Raw genomic sequence first — 15,809 nt, forward strand, 5'->3', positions numbered from 1 at the left:
GCACACGTACACGCACACGCACGCTTACGAGCGGGAGACGGGAGCACTCCATGACACGCGCGGTCCGCACCCCGGCGGCCATCCGGCCGGTCCTGGCGGTGGCCCTCGTGCTCACCCTCGTCGCGGGCGCCTTCGCGGCCTGGGCGGGCCGGGACTGGTACGCCGCGGCCCACGACGACTCCGCCGCGTACGCCGTGCAGCGCGACCGGGCGCTGGCGGCGGGGGAGCAGGCCGTGCAGAACCTCAACACGCTCGACCACCGGCGCGTGGACCAGGGCCTCGACCTCTGGGAGTCCTCCACGACCGGCGAACTGCACCGGCAACTCGTCGACGGACGGAAGGAGTTCGCCGGTCAGGTGAAGGCCGCGAAGACGGTGACCTCGGCCCGGGTGCTGTCCGGCGCCGTCACGGAGCTGGACGACCGCGCGGGGCGGGCCCGGCTGCTCGTCGCCCTGCGCGTCACCGTCACGACGCCCGACAGCAAGAGCACCGACAAGGACAGCCGCATGCTGGGCGAACTCACCCGGACCGACGGCCGGTGGAAGCTCAGTGCCCTGGGGCAGGCCCCCGTGGGCGGCACGGCCGGCTGACCGGCCCGTACCGCGAGAGCCGCCCGCACCCGAAAGGACGACGCACGATGCCCACGCCCCGCCACCACCTCAACCGCCGGCGCCGCCAGGTCCTCGCCGCCGCCGCGCCCGAGGGCACGACCCCCCGTCCCCGCGCGTCCGTGGGTCTCCTGACCGGGCCCGCCACCGAGTCCCGGCGGCGGACGACGGCGAAGCCCGTACGGGAGGAGGCGGGGGAGCGGGAGGCCACCGGGAAGAGGACCCGGTCACGCGGGCCCGTCCCCCTCGTGGTCCTCTGCGTCCTCACCCTCCTCCTCGGCGGCTTCGCCGGATGGGCGCACAGCAGGGCGGAAGGACTCCGCGACGACCCCGCGCGCGGCAACACGGCCCTCACCGACCTCGCCCGTACCAGCGAGATCAAGGGACGGACCGCCGAGGCCGTCGCCGCGCTCTTCTCCTACGACCACGCCGACACGGCCCCCTTCGAGCGGGCCGGGAAGACCCTGCTCACCGGAAAGGCCGTCGCGCAGCACCGGACACTGCTCGGCGGGGTGCTCGCCCGGGCGGCCGAACAGAAGACGGTGATCACCACGACGGTCACGGACAGCGCGGTCGAGCGGATCGACGGCGACCGCGCCCGGGTCCTGGTCTACGCCGACCAGAGCAGCGTGAGCACGGCCGGGACCGCCAAGGGCGGCAAGCAGCGGAAGACTCAGGACCAGGGGGTCTACGCGGGCGCCATGTTCGCCGTGGACGTCGTCCACCGGGACGGCCGCTGGCTCGTCGAGAACATCGACACCTTCGGCCGCTGAGCCGCTGAGCCGCCGAGCCACCGAGCCGCTGAGCGCCGACCGCCGAGCCACCGACCGCCGAGCCACCGACCGCCGAGCCACCGACCGCCGAGCCACCGACCGCCGAGCCACCGACCGCCGAACCGTCGACCGCCGAACCGCCACGGGCCGTCCGGGCAGGCCCGGTCACCCCGTCCGCGTGGCGACCAGCACCGTCGCGTACAGCTCCTCGCACGTGACGATCCGCGCCGCCAGGCCGTGCGCGGAGACCGCCTCCACCGCCCGGCCGGCCTGCCGTTCGCTCGTCTCCACCAGCAGGTGTCCGCCCGGCGCCAGCCACTCCGGCGCCCCGGCGGCGACCCGCCGCAGCACGTCGAGGCCGTCCGGGCCGCCGTCGAGCGTGACGAGCGGCTCGTGGTCGCGGGCCTCGGGCGGCAGCAGGCCGATGTCCCCGGTGGGCACGTACGGCACGTTGGCGACCAGGACCTCGACCCGGCCCCGCAGCTCCGGCGGCAGCGGCGCGAACAGGTCCCCCTCGTACACCCGGCCGCCGCGCGGCTCGACGTTCCGCCGGGCGCAGTCCACCGCCGCCGGCTCGACGTCCGAGGCGTGCACCTCCGCGCCCTCGACCCGGTCGAGCAGCACCGCGCCCGCCGCGCCCGAGCCGCAGCACAGGTCGACGCAGAGCGCGCCGGGTCCGGCGAGGGCCACGGCCCGCTCCACCAGGAACTCGGTCCGCCGCCGGGGCACGAACACCCCCGGGCCGACGGCGATCCGCAGCCCGGCGAACTCCGCCCACCCCACGACGTGCTCCAGGGGCAGGCCGGCGGCCCGCCGCTCGACCATCAGGTCGAGCTCGGCGGGCCCGGGGGCCGCCGCGAGCAGCATCGCGGCCTCCTCCTCGGCGAAGACGCAGCCGGCGGCCCGCAGCCGCTCGACCACCGCCGCGCCGGGCAGCACGTCAGACAAGCTGGGCCTCGATGGCCGCCACGACCTCGGGGGCGTCCGGCTCGGTGCGCGGACGGAAGCGGGTGACCCGCCCGTCCCGGCCGATCAGGAACTTCTCGAAGTTCCACTGCACGTCACCGGCCTCGCCCCCGGCGTCCGCGACCTTCACCAGCTCCGCGTAGAGCGGGTGGCGGTCCGCGCCGTTGACGTCCGTCTTCTCCAGGAGCGGGAAGGACACGCCGTACGTGGTCGAGCAGAACGTCCGGATCTCCTCCGCGCTGCCCGGCTCCTGGCCCGCGAACTGGTTGCAGGGCACGCCGAGCACGGTGAAACCGCGCTCCCCGTACTCCTTCTGCAGCCGCTCCAGACCCGCGTACTGCGGGGTCAGGCCGCACTTGGAGGCGACGTTCACGACCAGGACCGCGCGGTCCCGGTAGTCGGCCAGGGAGACCGGCTCGCCGGTCAGGGTCCTCAGGGGGATGTCGTACAGGCTCATGGCCGCTCCTCGTGCGCGCGGGGGGATGGGGTTTGATCTGACCATGGGTGACGAACCACTGGCAATCGCGATCGATTCCACGACGGACGGGGCGCCGCACCGGATCCGGTGCCGGCTCTGCGGCCGCCCCCTGACGGGCGCGGACTCGCGCCGCACCGGCCTCGGCCCGACCTGCGACGCCAAGCTCCACCCGCCGGGCCCGGACATCCGCACCCGCCGCCACGAGGTGGAGCAGGACACCCTGCCGGGCCTGGACCCGCCGGGAGCCTGAGCCGCGCGACGCTACCAGCCGGGAAAACGGGTGGGCCAGCGGTTTCCGGACCCGGCAGGCTGGCCGCGATGAGAACGCCACCCGAGCCACCGGAACCGGAGTCCTGAACCGTGTCGACCCTGCGCGTCACCGCCGAAGTCCTCACCGTCCACCCCCATCCCGACGCCGACGCCCTGGAGCTGGCCCAGGTCGGCCTCTACCGGGCCGTCGTCGCCAAGGGCGCCTACCGGACGGGCGACGCCGCCGTCTACATCCCCGAGCAGGCGGTGCTGCCCGCCGCGCTCATCGAGGAGCTGGGCCTGACCGGGCGTCTCGCCGGGGGGAACGCGGACCGGGTCAAGGCGGTGCGGCTGCGCGGGGAGCTGTCCCAGGGCCTGGTCTGCCGGCCCGCCGCCCTCGCGGGCACCGACCTGGTACGGGCCGCGGCCGAGGGCACCGACTTCGCGGAGCGGCTCGGCATCGTCAAGTGGGCGCCCCCGATACCGACGCACATGAGCGGGGACGTGGAGGCCGCGCCCGACCTGCTGCCCTGGGTCGACGTCGAGAACCTCCGGCGCTACCCCGACGTCTTCGAGCCCGGCGAGCCCGTCGTCCTCACGGAGAAGCTCCACGGCACGGCCTGCCTGCTGACGTACGGGGCCGGGGACGGGCGCGTCCAGGTCTCCTCCAAGGGCTTCGGGGCGAAGGGCCTCGCCCTCAGGGAGGACCCGCGCAACCTGTACTGGCGCGCCGTCCACGGCCACGGCCTGGCCGCCGTCGCCGAACGCCTGGCGCGGCGCCTCGGCGCCCGCCGCGTCGGCCTCTTCGGCGAGGTGTACGGCTCCGGGGTCCAGGACCTGGCGTACGGCGCCGACGCCCGGAGCGGGACCGTCGGGTACGCGCTGTTCGACGTGTCCGCCGAGATCGACGGACAGGTCCGCTGGCTGGACCCGGCCGAGGTCCTGGAGCCCGGCGAGGTCCCGCTCGTCCCGCGCCTGTACTCCGGCCCGTACGACCTGGACACCGTCCTCGCCCACGCGAGCGGCCGGGAGACGGTCTCCGGCCGGGAGGCGCACCTGCGGGAGGGCGTCGTCGTCCGGTCCGCGACCGAGCGGTACAGCCCGGTCCTGGGCGGCCGGGCCATCGCCAAGGCGGTCAGCCCGGCCTACCTCACCCGCAAGGGCGGCACCGAGTTCGAGTGAGCCCCCGGGGCCCTCACAGCTTGCGGAACAGGCCCTCCTGGACCACCGACACCAGGAGCCTGCCCTCGCGGTCGTAGATCCGGCCCCGCGCGAGTCCCCGGCCGCCCGTGGCGATCGGGGACTCCTGGTCGTACAGGAACCACTCGTCCGCCCGGAACGGCCGGTGGAACCACATCGCGTGGTCGAGCGACGCCATGTCGAAGCCGCGCGGCCCCCAGAGGGGCTCGACCGGGATCCGCACCGCGTCGAGCAGGGTCATGTCCGAGGCGTACGTCAGGGCGCAGGTGTGGACCAGCGGGTCGTCGCCCAGCGGCCCCACGGCCCGCATCCACACCGCGCTGCGCGGGTCCGCGCCCTCGACCTCCTCCTTCGTCCAGCGCAGCCGGTCCACGTACCGGATGTCGAAGGGCTGCCGGCGGGCCATCCGCTCCAGGGCCTCCGGCAGCGCCCCGAGGTGGTCGCGGATCTCGTCCACCAGCATCGGCAGGCCCTCCGGGTCCGTCAGGTGCCGGGGCGGGAGCTGGTGCTCGAAGCCCGCCTCCTCCGGCCGGTGGAAGGAGGCCGTCAGATTGAAGATCGTCCGCCCCTCCTGCACCGCCGTCACCCGGCGGGTCGTGAACGAGCGCCCGTCGCGCACCCGCTCCACCTGGTACACGATCGGCACCCCGGGACGGCCCGGCCGCAGGAAGTAGGCGTGCAGCGAGTGCACCGGCCGGTCCTCCTCCACGGTCCGGCCGGCCGCCACCAGGGCCTGCCCGGCGACCTGCCCGCCGAAGACCCGCTGCAACGACTCCTGCGGGCTGCGGCCCCGGAAGATGTCGACCTCGATCCGCTCCAGGTCGAGCAGGTCCACCAGTCTCTCGGCGGGATTGGTCACCACGGAACTCCTCCTACAGCTGTCCGACGGACGTCACGCGGACGACCGCGCGGCCCTCCTCGTCGGAGGCCGCGAGATCCACCTCCGCGCCGATGCCCCAGTCATGGTCGCCGTTCGGGTCGGCGAAGGTCTGCCGGACGCGCCACAGGCCGTGCGCCGCGTCCTCCTCGATGGCCAGCAGCTTCGGGCCGCGCGCGTCCGGGCCCGTGCCGAGGTCGTCGTACTCGTCCCAGTACGCGTCCATCGCCTCGCCCCACGCGTCCGCGTCCCAGCCGGACTCCGCGTCCAGCTCGCCGAGCGCCTCCACGTTGTCCAGGGCGGCCAGCTCCACCCGGCGGAACAGGGCGTTGCGCACCAGGACCCGGAAGGCGCGGGCGTTGGCCGTGACCGGCTTGACCTGGTCGGCCTTCTCCTGCGCCTCCTCGGCCGTCTGGACCTCCGGGTTCGCCAGCTGCTCCCACTCGTCGAGCAGCGAGGAGTCCACCTGGCGCACCATCTCGCCCAGCCAGGCGATCAGGTCCTCCAGGTCCTCGGTCTTCAGGTCGTCCGGGATGGTGTGGTCCAGCGCCTTGTACGCGCTCGCCAGGTACCGCAGGACGATGCCCTCGGTCCGCGCCAGCTCGTACCAGGAGGTGAACTCGGTGAAGGACAGGGCCCGTTCGTACATGTCACGGACGACCGACTTCGGCGACACCGGATGGTCGCCCACCCACGGGTGCGACGTCCGGTAGACGTTGTACGCGTGCCAGAGCAGCTCCTCCAGCGGCTTCGGGTACGAGATCTCCTGGAGCCGCTCCATCCGCTCCTCGTACTCGACGCCGTCCGCCTTCATCCTCCCCACGGCCTCGCCGCGCGCCTTGTTCTGCATGGCGGCGAGGATCTGGCGCGGGTCGTCGAGCGTCGACTCCACGACGGACACCATGTCCAGGGCGTACGAGGGGGATTCGGGGTCGAGCAGGTCGAACGCGGCCAGCGCGAACGTCGACAGCGGCTGGTTGAGCGCGAAGTCCTGCTGGAGGTCGACCGTCAGCCGGATCGTGCGCCCCTCGGCGTCCGGCTCGTCCAACTGCTCCACCACGCCGCCGTCGAGCAGCGAACGGTAGATCGCGATGGCCCGGCGGATGTGCCGCAACTGCGCCTTGCGCGGCTCGTGGTTGTCCTCCAGGAGCCTGCGCATGGCCTCGAAGGCGTTGCCCGGCCGGGCGATCACCGAGAGCAGCATGATGTTGGTGACCTTGAAGCGGGAGGTCAGCGGCTCCGGTTCGGCCGCGATCAGCTTCTCGAAGGTCGTGTCGCTCCAGGCGACGAAGCCCTCGGGGGCCTTCTTGCGGACCACCTTGCGGCGCTTCTTCGGGTCGTCGCCGGCCTTCGCGAGCGCCTTCTCGTTCTCGATGACGTGCTCGGGGGCCTGCGCGACGACCAGACCGGCCGTGTCGAAGCCGGCCCGGCCCGCCCGGCCCGCGATCTGGTGGAACTCCCGGGCGCGCAGCGTCCGCACCCGGTTGCCGTCGTACTTGGTGAGGGCGGTGAAGAGCACCGTGCGGATCGGCACGTTCACGCCCACGCCGAGCGTGTCCGTCCCGCAGATCACCTTCAGCAGACCGGCCTGCGCCAGCTTCTCCACCAGGCGCCGGTACTTGGGCAGCATGCCGGCGTGGTGCACGCCGATGCCGTGGCGCACGAACCGCGAGAGGTTCTGGCCGAACTTGGTGGTGAAGCGGAAGCTGCCGATCAACTCCGCGATCTTGTCCTTCTCCTCGCGCGTGCACATGTTGATGCTCATCAGCGACTGCGCGCGCTCGACGGCCTGCGCCTGCGTGAAGTGCACGATGTAGACGGGCGCCTGCCTGGTCTCCAGGAGTTCCGTCAGGGTGTCCGTGATGGGGGTGAGCCGGTACTCGTACGAGAGCGGCACCGGCCGGGTCGCGGAACGGACCACCGAGGTCGGCCGGCCCGTGCGCCGGGTCAGGTCCTTCTCGAACATCGACACGTCGCCGAGCGTCGCCGACATCAGGACGAACTGCGCCTGGGGGAGTTCGAGCAGCGGGATCTGCCAGGCCCAGCCGCGGTCCTGCTCGGCGTAGAAGTGGAACTCGTCCATGACGACCTGGCCGATGTCGGCGTACTTGCCGTCCCGCAGCGCGATCGAGGCGAGGACCTCCGCCGTGCAGCAGATCACCGGCGCGTCCGCGTTCACGGAGGCGTCGCCGGTCAGCATGCCGACGTTCTCGGTGCCGAAGAGCTTGCACAGGTCGAAGAACTTCTCCGACACCAGCGCCTTGATCGGCGCGGTGTAGAAGGTCACCTGGTCGTTCGCGAGCGCGGTGAAGTGCGCCCCCGCCGCGACCAGCGACTTTCCGGATCCGGTGGGGGTGGACAGAATGACGTTCGCCCCGGAGACGACCTCGATCAGCGCCTCTTCCTGGGCCGGGTAGAGCGTGATGCCCCGCTCCTCGGCCCAGGAGGAGAAGGCTTCGAAGAGGGCGTCGGGGTCGGCGGTCGGCGGCAGCTGGTCGATAAGGGTCACGCCCCCATCTTGCCTGGATTCCGCCCGGAGGAGGGAACCGGCCGCCGGCGGTGTTGATCACGGGCGGTAGGCTCGTCCGTCGACCGGCCGTCAACCGAGCGCCGGCGGGGGAGAGACGGGGCGGGCCAACCATGATGGGACCGGCGCACTCACTGTCCGGAGCGGCGGCCTGGCTGGGGGCCGGGGCCCTCGCGGAGGCCTACGGCCGCCCGATGCCCTGGCCGGTGCTCGTCGTCGGCGCGCTCATCTGCGCGGGCGCCGCCCTCGCCCCCGACCTCGACCACAAGTCCGCGACCATATCGCGCTCCTTCGGGCCCCTCTCCAAGATCCTCTGCGGGATCATCGACAAGCTGTCGTACGCCGTCTACAGGGCCACCCGCTCCAAGGCCGATCCCCGGCGGACCGGGGGGCACCGGACGCTCACCCACACCTGGCTCTGGGCGGCCCTGATGGGCGTCGGGGCCTCCGCGGCGGCGGTCAGCGGCGGCCGGTGGGCGGTCCTCGCCCTCCTCTTCGTCCACCTCGTCCTGGCCGTGGAAGGTCTCCTGTGGAAGGCCGCCCGCGCTTCCAGCGACGTCCTGGTCTGGCTGCTCGGCGCGGCCGGCGCCTGGATCATGGCGGACATCCTGGAGGACCCCGGCAACGGCGCGAACTGGTTCTTCACCGGCCCCGGCCAGGAGTACCTGTGGCTCGGCCTGCCGATCGTCCTCGGCGCCCTCGTCCACGACATCGGCGACGCCCTGACGGTCTCCGGCTGCCCGGTCCTCTGGCCCATACCCGTCGGCCGCAAGTTCTGGTACCCGGTCGGCCCGCCCAGGTTCATGCGGTTCCGGGCCGGCAGCTGGGTCGAGCTGAAGGTCCTCACCCCCGCCTTCATGCTCCTGGGCGGGCTCGGCGGAGCCTTCGCGCTCGGCTACGTATAGCCCGTCGCGCACGGCCCGTCCGCCGGGGGACGCGCGGTCACGCCGGCGGAGTGGCGCGCAGGGCGAGCAGGGCGGTGTCGTCGCTGGCCCAGCCGCGGTGGTGGGCGTCGAGGACGCCGGTGAGGTGGCCGACGGTCGCGGCGGCGTCCATGCCGTGACTGGCGGCCAGGGCGGCGGCGAGGTCCTCCTCGTCGAAGAGGGCCCCGGCCTCCTCGGGGGCGGTGCCGGGCCGTGGCCGTGCCTCGATGGCGCCGTCGGTGAAGAGCAGGAGCAGGTCGCCGGGGTCGAGGCGGAAGGACACGTCGGTCAGGTTCAGGGTGCCCATGACGCCCAGCAGGGTGCCCGGGACGCCGAGGCGCTCGACGCGGCCGTCGGCGCGGCGGATGAGCGCCGGGGGGTGTCCGGCCAGGGCGAGGACGCCGGACAGGCCCTCGGCGGTGGGGTGGAAGGCGGCGTAGACGGCGGTGAGGAAGCGGGGGGCCTCCTGGGCGAGCAGGGCGGTGTTGAGACGGGTGAGCCGGTCGGCCGGGGAGCCGGACTCGTCGGTGTCGGCGCGGACGGTGTAACGGGCCATCGAGCTGACCTGGGCGGCCTGGATGCCCTTGCCGCACACGTCACCGAGGACGGCGGCGTAGTTCTGGCCGTGGGTGTGGAAGAGGTCGTAGAAGTCGCCGCCGACCTCGACGTCGCTGTGGTACCGGTTCGAGGCCGGTGAGTAGGAGGCGGCGCTCTCCACGCCGGGGATCGTGCGCAGCCGCGGGGGGAGCAGTCCGGCCTGGAGGCTGTGGGCGAGATCCGCGGAGCGCTGGTGGGCGGCCTTGGCGGCGGTCAGGCTCTGGCGCAGGTGGATCTCCGCCGCCACCGACCTGGCCAGGGTCTCCAGGGTGGTCAGGTCGGCGGGTGACCAGACGCGGGGGGAGTCGTCGATGACGCAGAAGCTGCCCAGCACGTGTCCTTCGGGGTCGAGCAGCGGGTAGCCGGCCCAGGCGCCGATGCTCATCGGCCCCACCGAGGGGTGGTCGGCGGTGCGCGGGTCGGCGGCGGCGTCGTCGACGACGAACGGCTGCCCGTCCAGCCCGACCAGGAAGTAGCAGAAGCTCTGCCCCACCGGGTTCTGCCGGTCGGCGATCGCCTCGGCGTCCACGCCGACGCACGCCTTCCAGAACGAGCGCTCCGCGTCGACCAGCGTCACGAACGCCCGTCCCGACCCGGTGATCCTGGCGGCCAGCGCGGCGAGGTCCTCGAAGACCTCCTCGGGCCCGGTGTCCAGCAGGGCGGTGGCCTCCACCGCGGCCAGGCGCGCGGGGTCCGACAGCGCGGCGGGCAGGCCGTCCGCCCGCAGGCCGCCCGCGAAATCCATCCGTGCCACGTGTCAGGCCGTCCTTACCTTTGCGTACGGGAACACCAGTACCAACAAGCGAACCACACCGAATACTCCGGATCGGCCCGGCGTTCCCCGGGAAGGTGGTGACCCCGTGGCCCCGGGGAGGAGCCGCCTTCCGGGGTAAGGGGGGGGCGAGGGTGGACACTGGGATCCGGAGCACTCTGTGCGAAGCAGCGTGTGGACTTCGACGAGGACGGGGCGCCGCCGTGGGTGATCACGACCGGGACGCGGGCGGGCGGCGGATGCTGGCGGGGCTGCTGGCCGCGAGCCACCTGATGCCGCTGGAGCTGCTGCCGTCCACCGTGGCCGAGCACGCCGGGGCCGCGGGCTTCACCCAGGTGCTGATCTACCTGGGAGACCTCCAGCGCGACGTGCTGCGGCTGCTGACCGGCCGGGGCCCGGACGCCGGACGGGACACGGGCGGTGAGGAGGCCGAGCTGAAGGTGGAGGGCACCCTGGCGGGGCGCGCCTACCAGTACGGGCGGATCCTCCCCGAAGGGCCGGAAGGCGCGGAGGAGAGGCACTGGTGGGTGCCCCTGCTGGACGGCACCGAACGCCTGGGCGTCCTGCGGATCACCACCGCCCACGACGACGCGCGGGCGCGCGAGGACATGACCCTGCTCGCCGCCCTGACCGCCCTGGTCCTGCACAGCAAGGAGCCCAACAGCGACGCGCTCGCCCGGCTGACCCGGGTCAGGCCGATGAACATCGCGGCCGAGATGCAGTGGAACCTGATGCCGCCGCGCAGCTACGCCGACGGCCGGGTGGTCGTCGCCGCGTCCATGGAGCCCGCCTACGCGATCAGCGGCGACGCGTACGACTACGCCACCGCCGGCCCCGTCGTGCACCTGTCGCTCTTCGACGCCATGGGTCACGACACCGCCGCCGGCCTGACCGCCGCCCTCGCCATGGGCACCTGCCGCAACTCCCGGCGCCAGGGCATGGGGCTCGTCGAGATCGGCGAGAGGATCGAGGAGGTGCTGATCGAGCAGTACGGCCACAAGCGCTACGCCACCGGCGTCCTCGCCGAGCTCGACACCCGCACCGGCGTGCTGACCTGGGTCAACCGCGGCCATCATCCGCCGGTCCTCATGCGCGGGGGCCGCTGGCGCAGCCACCTGGTCTGCCGTCCGACGCATCCGATGGGCACCGGTCTCGGCCTGCCCACCACCGTGTGCCGCGAACAGCTCGAGCCCGGCGACCGGATCGTCCTCTACACCGACGGCATCGTCGAGGCCCGCGGCGCCGACGACCGGGAGTTCGGTCTGGAGGGCTTCACCGGCTTCCTCGACCGGCAGCACGCCGAGGGCCTGCCCGTGCCCGAGACCCTGCGCCGCCTCATGCACGCCGTCCTCGACCACCACGACGGCCACCTGCAGGACGACGCCACCGTCCTGTTCTGCGAGTGGCTCGGCCCCGAAGCCGTCCCCGGCGACCGGGCCGCGGCCCTGGCCGGCCTGCCGTCCGAAGAGCCCGTCGTGCCGCACCACCACACCGGGAGCGCCCCCCGATGAGCGCCGATCTCACGGTCACCGTCCAGGAACAGGGCGACCGCCTCGTCGTGCTCACCGTCGTCGGCGTCCTGGACCACGACACCTCCGGCACCCTGTTCGAGCAGGCCACCGCCGCCGTCGGGGCCGGCCGTCACCTGGTCCTCGACCTGTCCAGGGTCACCTTCTGCGACTCCTCCGGCCTCAACACCCTCCTGCGCCTGCACCGCCACGGCCGGGCCGACGGCGCCGCCCTCACCCTGGTCGCCGTCCCCGCGCAGCTCCGGCGACTGCTGAGGATCACCGGCACGGACACCGTCCTCACCCTCCGCGACAACCTCGCCGAAGCCGGGGCCGCCCGCACCGGGACGTAGGGGGTGGGGGGGGGGGGGGGGGGCGCGGGCGGCGGCGCCCCCCCCCCCCCGCGGCGCGGCCGCGGGGCCCCCCCCCCGGGCCCCCCCCCCCCCCCCCCCCCCCCCCCCCCCCCCCCCCCCGCCCCCCCCCCCCCCCGCCCGGGGCGCCCCCCCCCCCCCCCCCCCCCCCCCCCCCCCCCCCACCCCCTGAAGGCGGCCGGCACGGCCCGGTCACCCGTGCCAGGACCGCCACAGCGCCGCGTACGCCCCGTCCGCCGCGACCAGGTCCTCGTGGCTGCCCAGCTCGCTGATCCGGCCGGACTCGACCACCGCGATCAGGTCGGCGTCGTGCGCGGTGTGCAGCCGGTGCGCGATCGCCACGACCGTGCGCCCGTCGAGGACCCGGCCCAGGGACCGCTCCAGACGGCGGGCCGCCCGGGGGTCGAGCAGGGAGGTCGCCTCGTCCAGGACCAGGGTGTGCGGGTCCGCCAGGACGAGCCGGGCCAGGGCGATCTGCTGGGCCTGCGCCGGGGTCAGCGCCCGGCCGCCCGAGCCGACCTCCGTGTCCAGGCCCCCGTCGAGGCCCCGGGCCCAGCCCTCCGCGTCCACGGCCGCGAGCGCCGCCCACAGCTCGGCGTCGTCGGCCCCGGCCCTGGCGAGCCGCAGATTGTCCCGGAGGGAGCCCACGAAGACGTGGTGCTCCTGGTTGACCAGGGCCACGTGCTCGCGGATCCGCTCGGCGGGCATCCGCGCCAGCTCGGCCGAGCCGAGGGTGACCGAGCCGGTCCGCGGGGCGTAGACGCCCGCGAGCAGCCGCCCGAGGGTGGACTTGCCCGCCCCGGACGGGCCGACCAGGGCGATCCGGGTGCCCGGCGCCACCTTCAGGGACACCTCGTGCAGCACGTCGACGCCCTCCCGGTAGCCGAACCGGACCTCGTCCGCCCGCACCGTCCGGCCCTCGGGCCGCACCTTGCCGTCGCCCGCCTCCGGCTCGATCTCCCGGACCCCCACGAGCCGTGCCAGGGACACCTGCGCCACCTGGAGCTCGTCGTACCAGCGCAGCACGATCCCGACCGGCTCCACCAGCATCTGCGCGAGCAGCGCGCCCGTGGTCAGCTGCCCCACGTCCATCCAGCCCCGCAGCACGAACGCCCCGCCGAGCAGCAGCACGACGCACAGCACCACCACGTGCGTGAAGTCGACGACGGGGAAGAGCACCGAACGCAGGAAGAGCGTGTACCTCTCCCACGCGACCCACTGTCCGACCCGCCGGTCCGACAGGGCGACGCGGCGCGCGCCGAGGCGGTGCGCCTCGACCGTGCGGCCCGCGTCGACGGTCTCGGCGAGCGCGGCGGCCACCGCCGCGTACCCGGCGGACTCCGAGCGGTACGCCGAGGGCGCCCGCCGGAAGTACCACCGGCAGCCCACGACGAGCAGCGGCGCCGCGAGGAGCGGGGCGAGCGCGAGCTGCGGGGCGCTCACCACGAGGCCGCCGAGCAGCAGCCCCGCCCACACGACGCCGATGACGAGCTGGGGCACGGCTTCGCGCATCGCGTTGGCGAGCCGGTCGACGTCCGTGGTGATCCGGGAGAGGAGGTCGCCGGTCCCGGCCCGTTCGAGCACGCCCGGCGGCAGGCCCACCGCGCGCACCAGGAAGTCCTCGCGCAGGTCCGCGAGCATCTCCTCGCCGAGCACCGCCCCGCGCAGCCGCACCAGCCGCACGAAGACGGTCTGGACGAGGAGCGCGACCGCGAACAGCGCGGCCGTGCGCTCCAGGCGCAGGTCCCGGACCCCGGCCGCCAGGTCGTCCACCACCGAGCCGAGCAGGTACGGGCCGGCCATCGAGGCGATCACGGCGACCGTGTTCACCCCCACGAGCAGGGCGAAGGCCCGGCGGTGGCGGCGGAGCAGGTCGCGCACGTAGGCGCGGACGGTCGCGGTCCCGGCGACGGGCAGCGTCGTCGCCGTCGTCGGGGCCGCCGGATCGTACTCCGGCGGAGCCGGGCCGATCATGCCGATTCCCCTTCCAGTGCTTCGAGCGCGTCCCCGGGAGCGGGCACGGCGGCGAGTTCCCCGTCCGTCTCACGGGTGACGACCGCGCGGTAGCGGGGCTCCCGGGCGAGCAGTTCGCGGTGGGTGCCGACGGCGACCGCCTCGCCCCCGTGGACCAGGACCACCCGGTCGGCGCGGTCCAGGAGCAGCGGCGAGGAGGCCAGGACGACGGTGGTCGCGCCCGCGCGCAGCCCGGCGATCCCGGCGGCCACCCGGGTCTCGGTGTGCGCGTCCACCGCCGAGGTGGGCTCGTCCAGGACGAGCACCTCGGGGTCGGCCACCAGGGACCGGGCGAGCGCGAGGCGCTGGCGCTGGCCGCCGGAGAGCGACCGGCCCCGCTCGGTGATCCGGGTGCGCATCGGGTCGCCCCCGGTGTCCACGGAGGCCTGGGCCAGCGCGTCGAGGACGTCCTCGCAGTGGGCGGCGGCCAGCGCGTCCCCGGCCCGGACCGCGCCCGAGGCGGGCACGTCGAGCAGGTCGCGCAGGGTGCCGGAGAGCAGCACCGGGTCCTTGTCCTGGACGAGGACGGCGGTACGGGCGGCCTCCAGGGGCAGTTCGTCGAGCGGGACCCCGCCCAGGAGCACCGAGGCGTGCCCCGCGCCCGGCTCGGCCGGGTGGCCGCCCAGCCGGTCCGCGAGCCGCCCGGCCGCGTCCGGGTCGCCGCAGACGACGGCGGTGAACAGACCGGCCGGGGCGCGCAGCCCGGTCAGCGGGTCGTACAGGTCGCCGGACGCCCGGCGCTCCCCGTCCCCGGCGGCCGTGGTCACGGTCGTCGTGGTGCGGGCCAGCGCGAGGACCCGGGCGGCCCGCTTCGCGGACGGCCGGGAGAAGGAGAAGGCCATCGCGATCTCCTCGAAGGTGCGCAGCGGATGGTGGGCGAGGGCCACGGCGCCGTAGACGGTGACCAGTTCGCCGACCGCGATCCGCCCGTCGAGCGCGAGCCGGGCGCCGTGCACCACGACCGCGATGAGCAGCAGGCCGGGCAGCACGACCTGGACCCCGGCGATCAGCGCCCACATGCGGGCGCTGTGCACGGCCGCCCTGCGCACCTCCTGGGAGGCGGCGCGGTAGCGGCTCAGGAACAGGTCCTCGCCGCCGATGCCGCGCAGCACGCGCAGCCCGGCGACGGTGTCGGAGGCCAGCTCCGTGGCCCGGCCCGCCTTCTCGCGCTGCTCGTCGGCCCGGCGGGTCGCGCGGGGGAGCAGCGGCAGCACGGCGAGGGCGAGGACGGGCACGCCCACGGCCACCACCGCCCCCAGGGCGGGCTGGTAGAGGAGGAGGCCGACGCAGACGCCCAGCAGGACGACGGCGCTCGCCGCGAACCGCGACAGGGCCTCGACGAACCAGCCGATCTTCTCGACGTCCCCGGTGGAGACGGCGACGACCTCGCCGGCCGCGACCCGCCGGGTCAGCACGGAGCCCAGCTCGGCGGTCTTGCGGGAGAGCAGCTGCTGCACCCGGGCGGCGGCGGTGATCCAGTTGGTGACGGCGGCGCGGTGCAGCATCATGTCGCCCGCCGCGATCGCGACCCCGAAGGCGAGGACCAGCGCCCCGGCGAGCCCGAACCGCCCGCCGTCGCGGTCCACGACCGCCTGGACGGCGAGCCCGATGCCGAACGGCAGTCCGGCGATGCCCGCGTAGTGCAGCAGCCCCCAGAGCAGGGACCTCACCTGCCCGCCGAGCTGACGTCGGCCGAGCCAGACGAGGAACCGCGTGCCCGAACGGACATCGGGGACCCCGGGATCGGCGTAGGGAAGATCTCGAATCTGCATGGCGTCCCAGGGTCTCCGGGTCTTGCGGGGGAGACGCGCCGGTGATGTGCGGCGGCGTCGGAAACCGTGCAAGGTTCGCCTTTTCCCGGGGAGGCGGCAATCGATTTTCCCCCCAGGGGAACAGATCGCGCCATGTCCGATCATCGTCCTCTGGACCGGTCGCGGCCACCGCGCT

Annotated in this window: 14 protein-coding genes; 7 read left to right on the forward strand and 7 right to left on the reverse strand. The window is 74.4% G+C overall.

Going from position 1 to position 15,809, the window contains the following annotated elements; translation table 11 throughout:
* The first annotated feature begins 50 nt into the window (after positions 1-50).
* Together ACFY7E_RS24760 and ACFY7E_RS24765 are read left to right on the forward strand one after the other, a co-directional pair.
* Positions 51-590: a nuclear transport factor 2 family protein gene (locus tag ACFY7E_RS24760; RefSeq protein ID WP_383440146.1), complete on the forward strand. Its 540-nt coding sequence runs from the start codon at positions 51-53 to the stop codon at positions 588-590.
* A gap of 47 nt (positions 591-637) precedes the next feature.
* Complete coding sequence (locus ACFY7E_RS24765) at positions 638-1,381, forward strand: hypothetical protein (RefSeq protein WP_389488267.1); 744 nt, start codon at positions 638-640, stop codon at positions 1,379-1,381.
* Between the two features lie 165 nt (positions 1,382-1,546).
* Here ACFY7E_RS24765 and ACFY7E_RS24770 read toward each other — a convergent pair whose 3' ends face one another.
* A complete protein-coding gene (locus tag ACFY7E_RS24770; RefSeq protein WP_389488269.1) occupies positions 1,547-2,329 on the reverse strand; it encodes a putative protein N(5)-glutamine methyltransferase in 783 nt (260 codons plus the stop codon).
* Entirely contained in the window at positions 2,322-2,804 is a 483-nt protein-coding gene (locus tag ACFY7E_RS24775; protein WP_389488271.1) for a glutathione peroxidase, read from the reverse strand. Before ACFY7E_RS24775 ends, ACFY7E_RS24770 begins: the two co-directional genes overlap by 8 nt.
* A gap of 43 nt (positions 2,805-2,847) precedes the next feature.
* On the opposite strand from ACFY7E_RS24775, the gene ACFY7E_RS24780 reads away from it, so the two are divergent.
* Both ACFY7E_RS24780 and ACFY7E_RS24785 read left to right on the forward strand, forming a co-directional pair.
* Positions 2,848-3,075 carry a DUF6011 domain-containing protein gene (locus ACFY7E_RS24780; RefSeq protein WP_389488273.1) on the forward strand — a complete coding sequence of 76 codons (228 nt, stop codon included), beginning with the start codon at positions 2,848-2,850 and terminating at the stop codon, positions 3,073-3,075.
* A gap of 110 nt (positions 3,076-3,185) precedes the next feature.
* On the forward strand, positions 3,186-4,256 hold the full coding sequence (locus ACFY7E_RS24785; RefSeq protein ID WP_389488275.1) for an RNA ligase (ATP): 1,071 nt from the start codon (positions 3,186-3,188) through the stop codon (positions 4,254-4,256).
* Between the two features lie 13 nt (positions 4,257-4,269).
* Here ACFY7E_RS24785 and ACFY7E_RS24790 read toward each other — a convergent pair whose 3' ends face one another.
* Positions 4,270-5,133 (reverse strand): acyl-CoA thioesterase, encoded by an 864-nt coding sequence (locus ACFY7E_RS24790; RefSeq protein WP_389488277.1) that lies wholly within the window; start codon positions 5,131-5,133, stop codon positions 4,270-4,272.
* 13 nt (positions 5,134-5,146) lie between these two features.
* Positions 5,147-7,660 carry a DEAD/DEAH box helicase gene (locus ACFY7E_RS24795; RefSeq protein WP_389488278.1) on the reverse strand — a complete coding sequence of 838 codons (2,514 nt, stop codon included), beginning with the start codon at positions 7,658-7,660 and terminating at the stop codon, positions 5,147-5,149.
* A 131-nt stretch (positions 7,661-7,791) separates the two neighbouring features.
* Here ACFY7E_RS24795 and ACFY7E_RS24800 point away from each other — a divergent pair, with 131 nt between their 5' ends.
* On the forward strand, positions 7,792-8,583 hold the full coding sequence (locus ACFY7E_RS24800) for a metal-dependent hydrolase (RefSeq protein ID WP_389488280.1): 792 nt from the start codon (positions 7,792-7,794) through the stop codon (positions 8,581-8,583).
* A gap of 37 nt (positions 8,584-8,620) precedes the next feature.
* Here the strand turns inward: ACFY7E_RS24800 and ACFY7E_RS24805 are convergent, their stop codons facing one another.
* Positions 8,621-9,943, reverse strand: coding sequence for a PP2C family protein-serine/threonine phosphatase (locus tag ACFY7E_RS24805; RefSeq protein ID WP_389488512.1), 1,323 nt, complete (start codon positions 9,941-9,943; stop codon positions 8,621-8,623).
* Between the two features lie 266 nt (positions 9,944-10,209).
* Between ACFY7E_RS24805 and ACFY7E_RS24810 the strand changes: the two genes are divergently transcribed.
* Positions 10,210-11,481, forward strand: a complete 1,272-nt coding sequence (locus ACFY7E_RS24810) for a PP2C family protein-serine/threonine phosphatase (RefSeq protein WP_389488515.1) — start codon at positions 10,210-10,212, stop codon at positions 11,479-11,481.
* A complete protein-coding gene (locus ACFY7E_RS24815) occupies positions 11,478-11,831 on the forward strand; it encodes an STAS domain-containing protein (protein WP_389488282.1) in 354 nt (117 codons plus the stop codon). The genes ACFY7E_RS24810 and ACFY7E_RS24815 overlap by 4 nt, the downstream gene beginning before the upstream one ends.
* 210 nt (positions 11,832-12,041) lie before the next feature.
* Here the strand turns inward: ACFY7E_RS24815 and ACFY7E_RS24820 are convergent, their stop codons facing one another.
* Together ACFY7E_RS24820 and ACFY7E_RS24825 are read right to left on the reverse strand one after the other, a co-directional pair.
* The gene (locus ACFY7E_RS24820) at positions 12,042-13,823 is read right to left on the reverse strand and encodes an ABC transporter ATP-binding protein (RefSeq protein WP_389488284.1); all 1,782 of its coding nucleotides are present in this window, start codon (positions 13,821-13,823) and stop codon (positions 12,042-12,044) included.
* Complete coding sequence (locus ACFY7E_RS24825; protein ID WP_389488286.1) at positions 13,820-15,634, reverse strand: ABC transporter transmembrane domain-containing protein; 1,815 nt, start codon at positions 15,632-15,634, stop codon at positions 13,820-13,822. Before ACFY7E_RS24825 ends, ACFY7E_RS24820 begins: the two co-directional genes overlap by 4 nt.
* Positions 15,635-15,809 lie beyond the last annotated feature (175 nt).

Source organism: Streptomyces sp. NPDC012825 (genome assembly GCF_042900925.1).
In the GTDB taxonomy this organism is placed as follows: domain Bacteria; phylum Actinomycetota; class Actinomycetes; order Streptomycetales; family Streptomycetaceae; genus Streptomyces.

Bases quoted from the DNA above. Each gene is read 5' to 3' on its own strand.
- ACFY7E_RS24800 (WP_389488280.1), top strand. From the start codon at position 7,792: ATGATGGGACCGGCGCACTCACTGTCCGGAGCGGCGGCCTGGCTGGGG.
- ACFY7E_RS24775 (WP_389488271.1), bottom strand. From the start codon at position 2,804: ATGAGCCTGTACGACATCCCCCTGAGGACCCTGACCGGCGAGCCGGTC.
- ACFY7E_RS24760 (WP_383440146.1), top strand. From the start codon at position 51: ATGACACGCGCGGTCCGCACCCCGGCGGCCATCCGGCCGGTCCTGGCG.
- ACFY7E_RS24810 (WP_389488515.1), top strand. From the start codon at position 10,210: ATGCTGGCGGGGCTGCTGGCCGCGAGCCACCTGATGCCGCTGGAGCTG.
- ACFY7E_RS24780 (WP_389488273.1), top strand. From the start codon at position 2,848: ATGGGTGACGAACCACTGGCAATCGCGATCGATTCCACGACGGACGGG.
- ACFY7E_RS24820 (WP_389488284.1), bottom strand. From the start codon at position 13,823: ATGATCGGCCCGGCTCCGCCGGAGTACGATCCGGCGGCCCCGACGACG.
- ACFY7E_RS24765 (WP_389488267.1), top strand. From the start codon at position 638: ATGCCCACGCCCCGCCACCACCTCAACCGCCGGCGCCGCCAGGTCCTC.
- ACFY7E_RS24815 (WP_389488282.1), top strand. From the start codon at position 11,478: ATGAGCGCCGATCTCACGGTCACCGTCCAGGAACAGGGCGACCGCCTC.
- ACFY7E_RS24825 (WP_389488286.1), bottom strand. From the start codon at position 15,634: ATGCAGATTCGAGATCTTCCCTACGCCGATCCCGGGGTCCCCGATGTC.
- ACFY7E_RS24805 (WP_389488512.1), bottom strand. From the start codon at position 9,943: ATGGATTTCGCGGGCGGCCTGCGGGCGGACGGCCTGCCCGCCGCGCTG.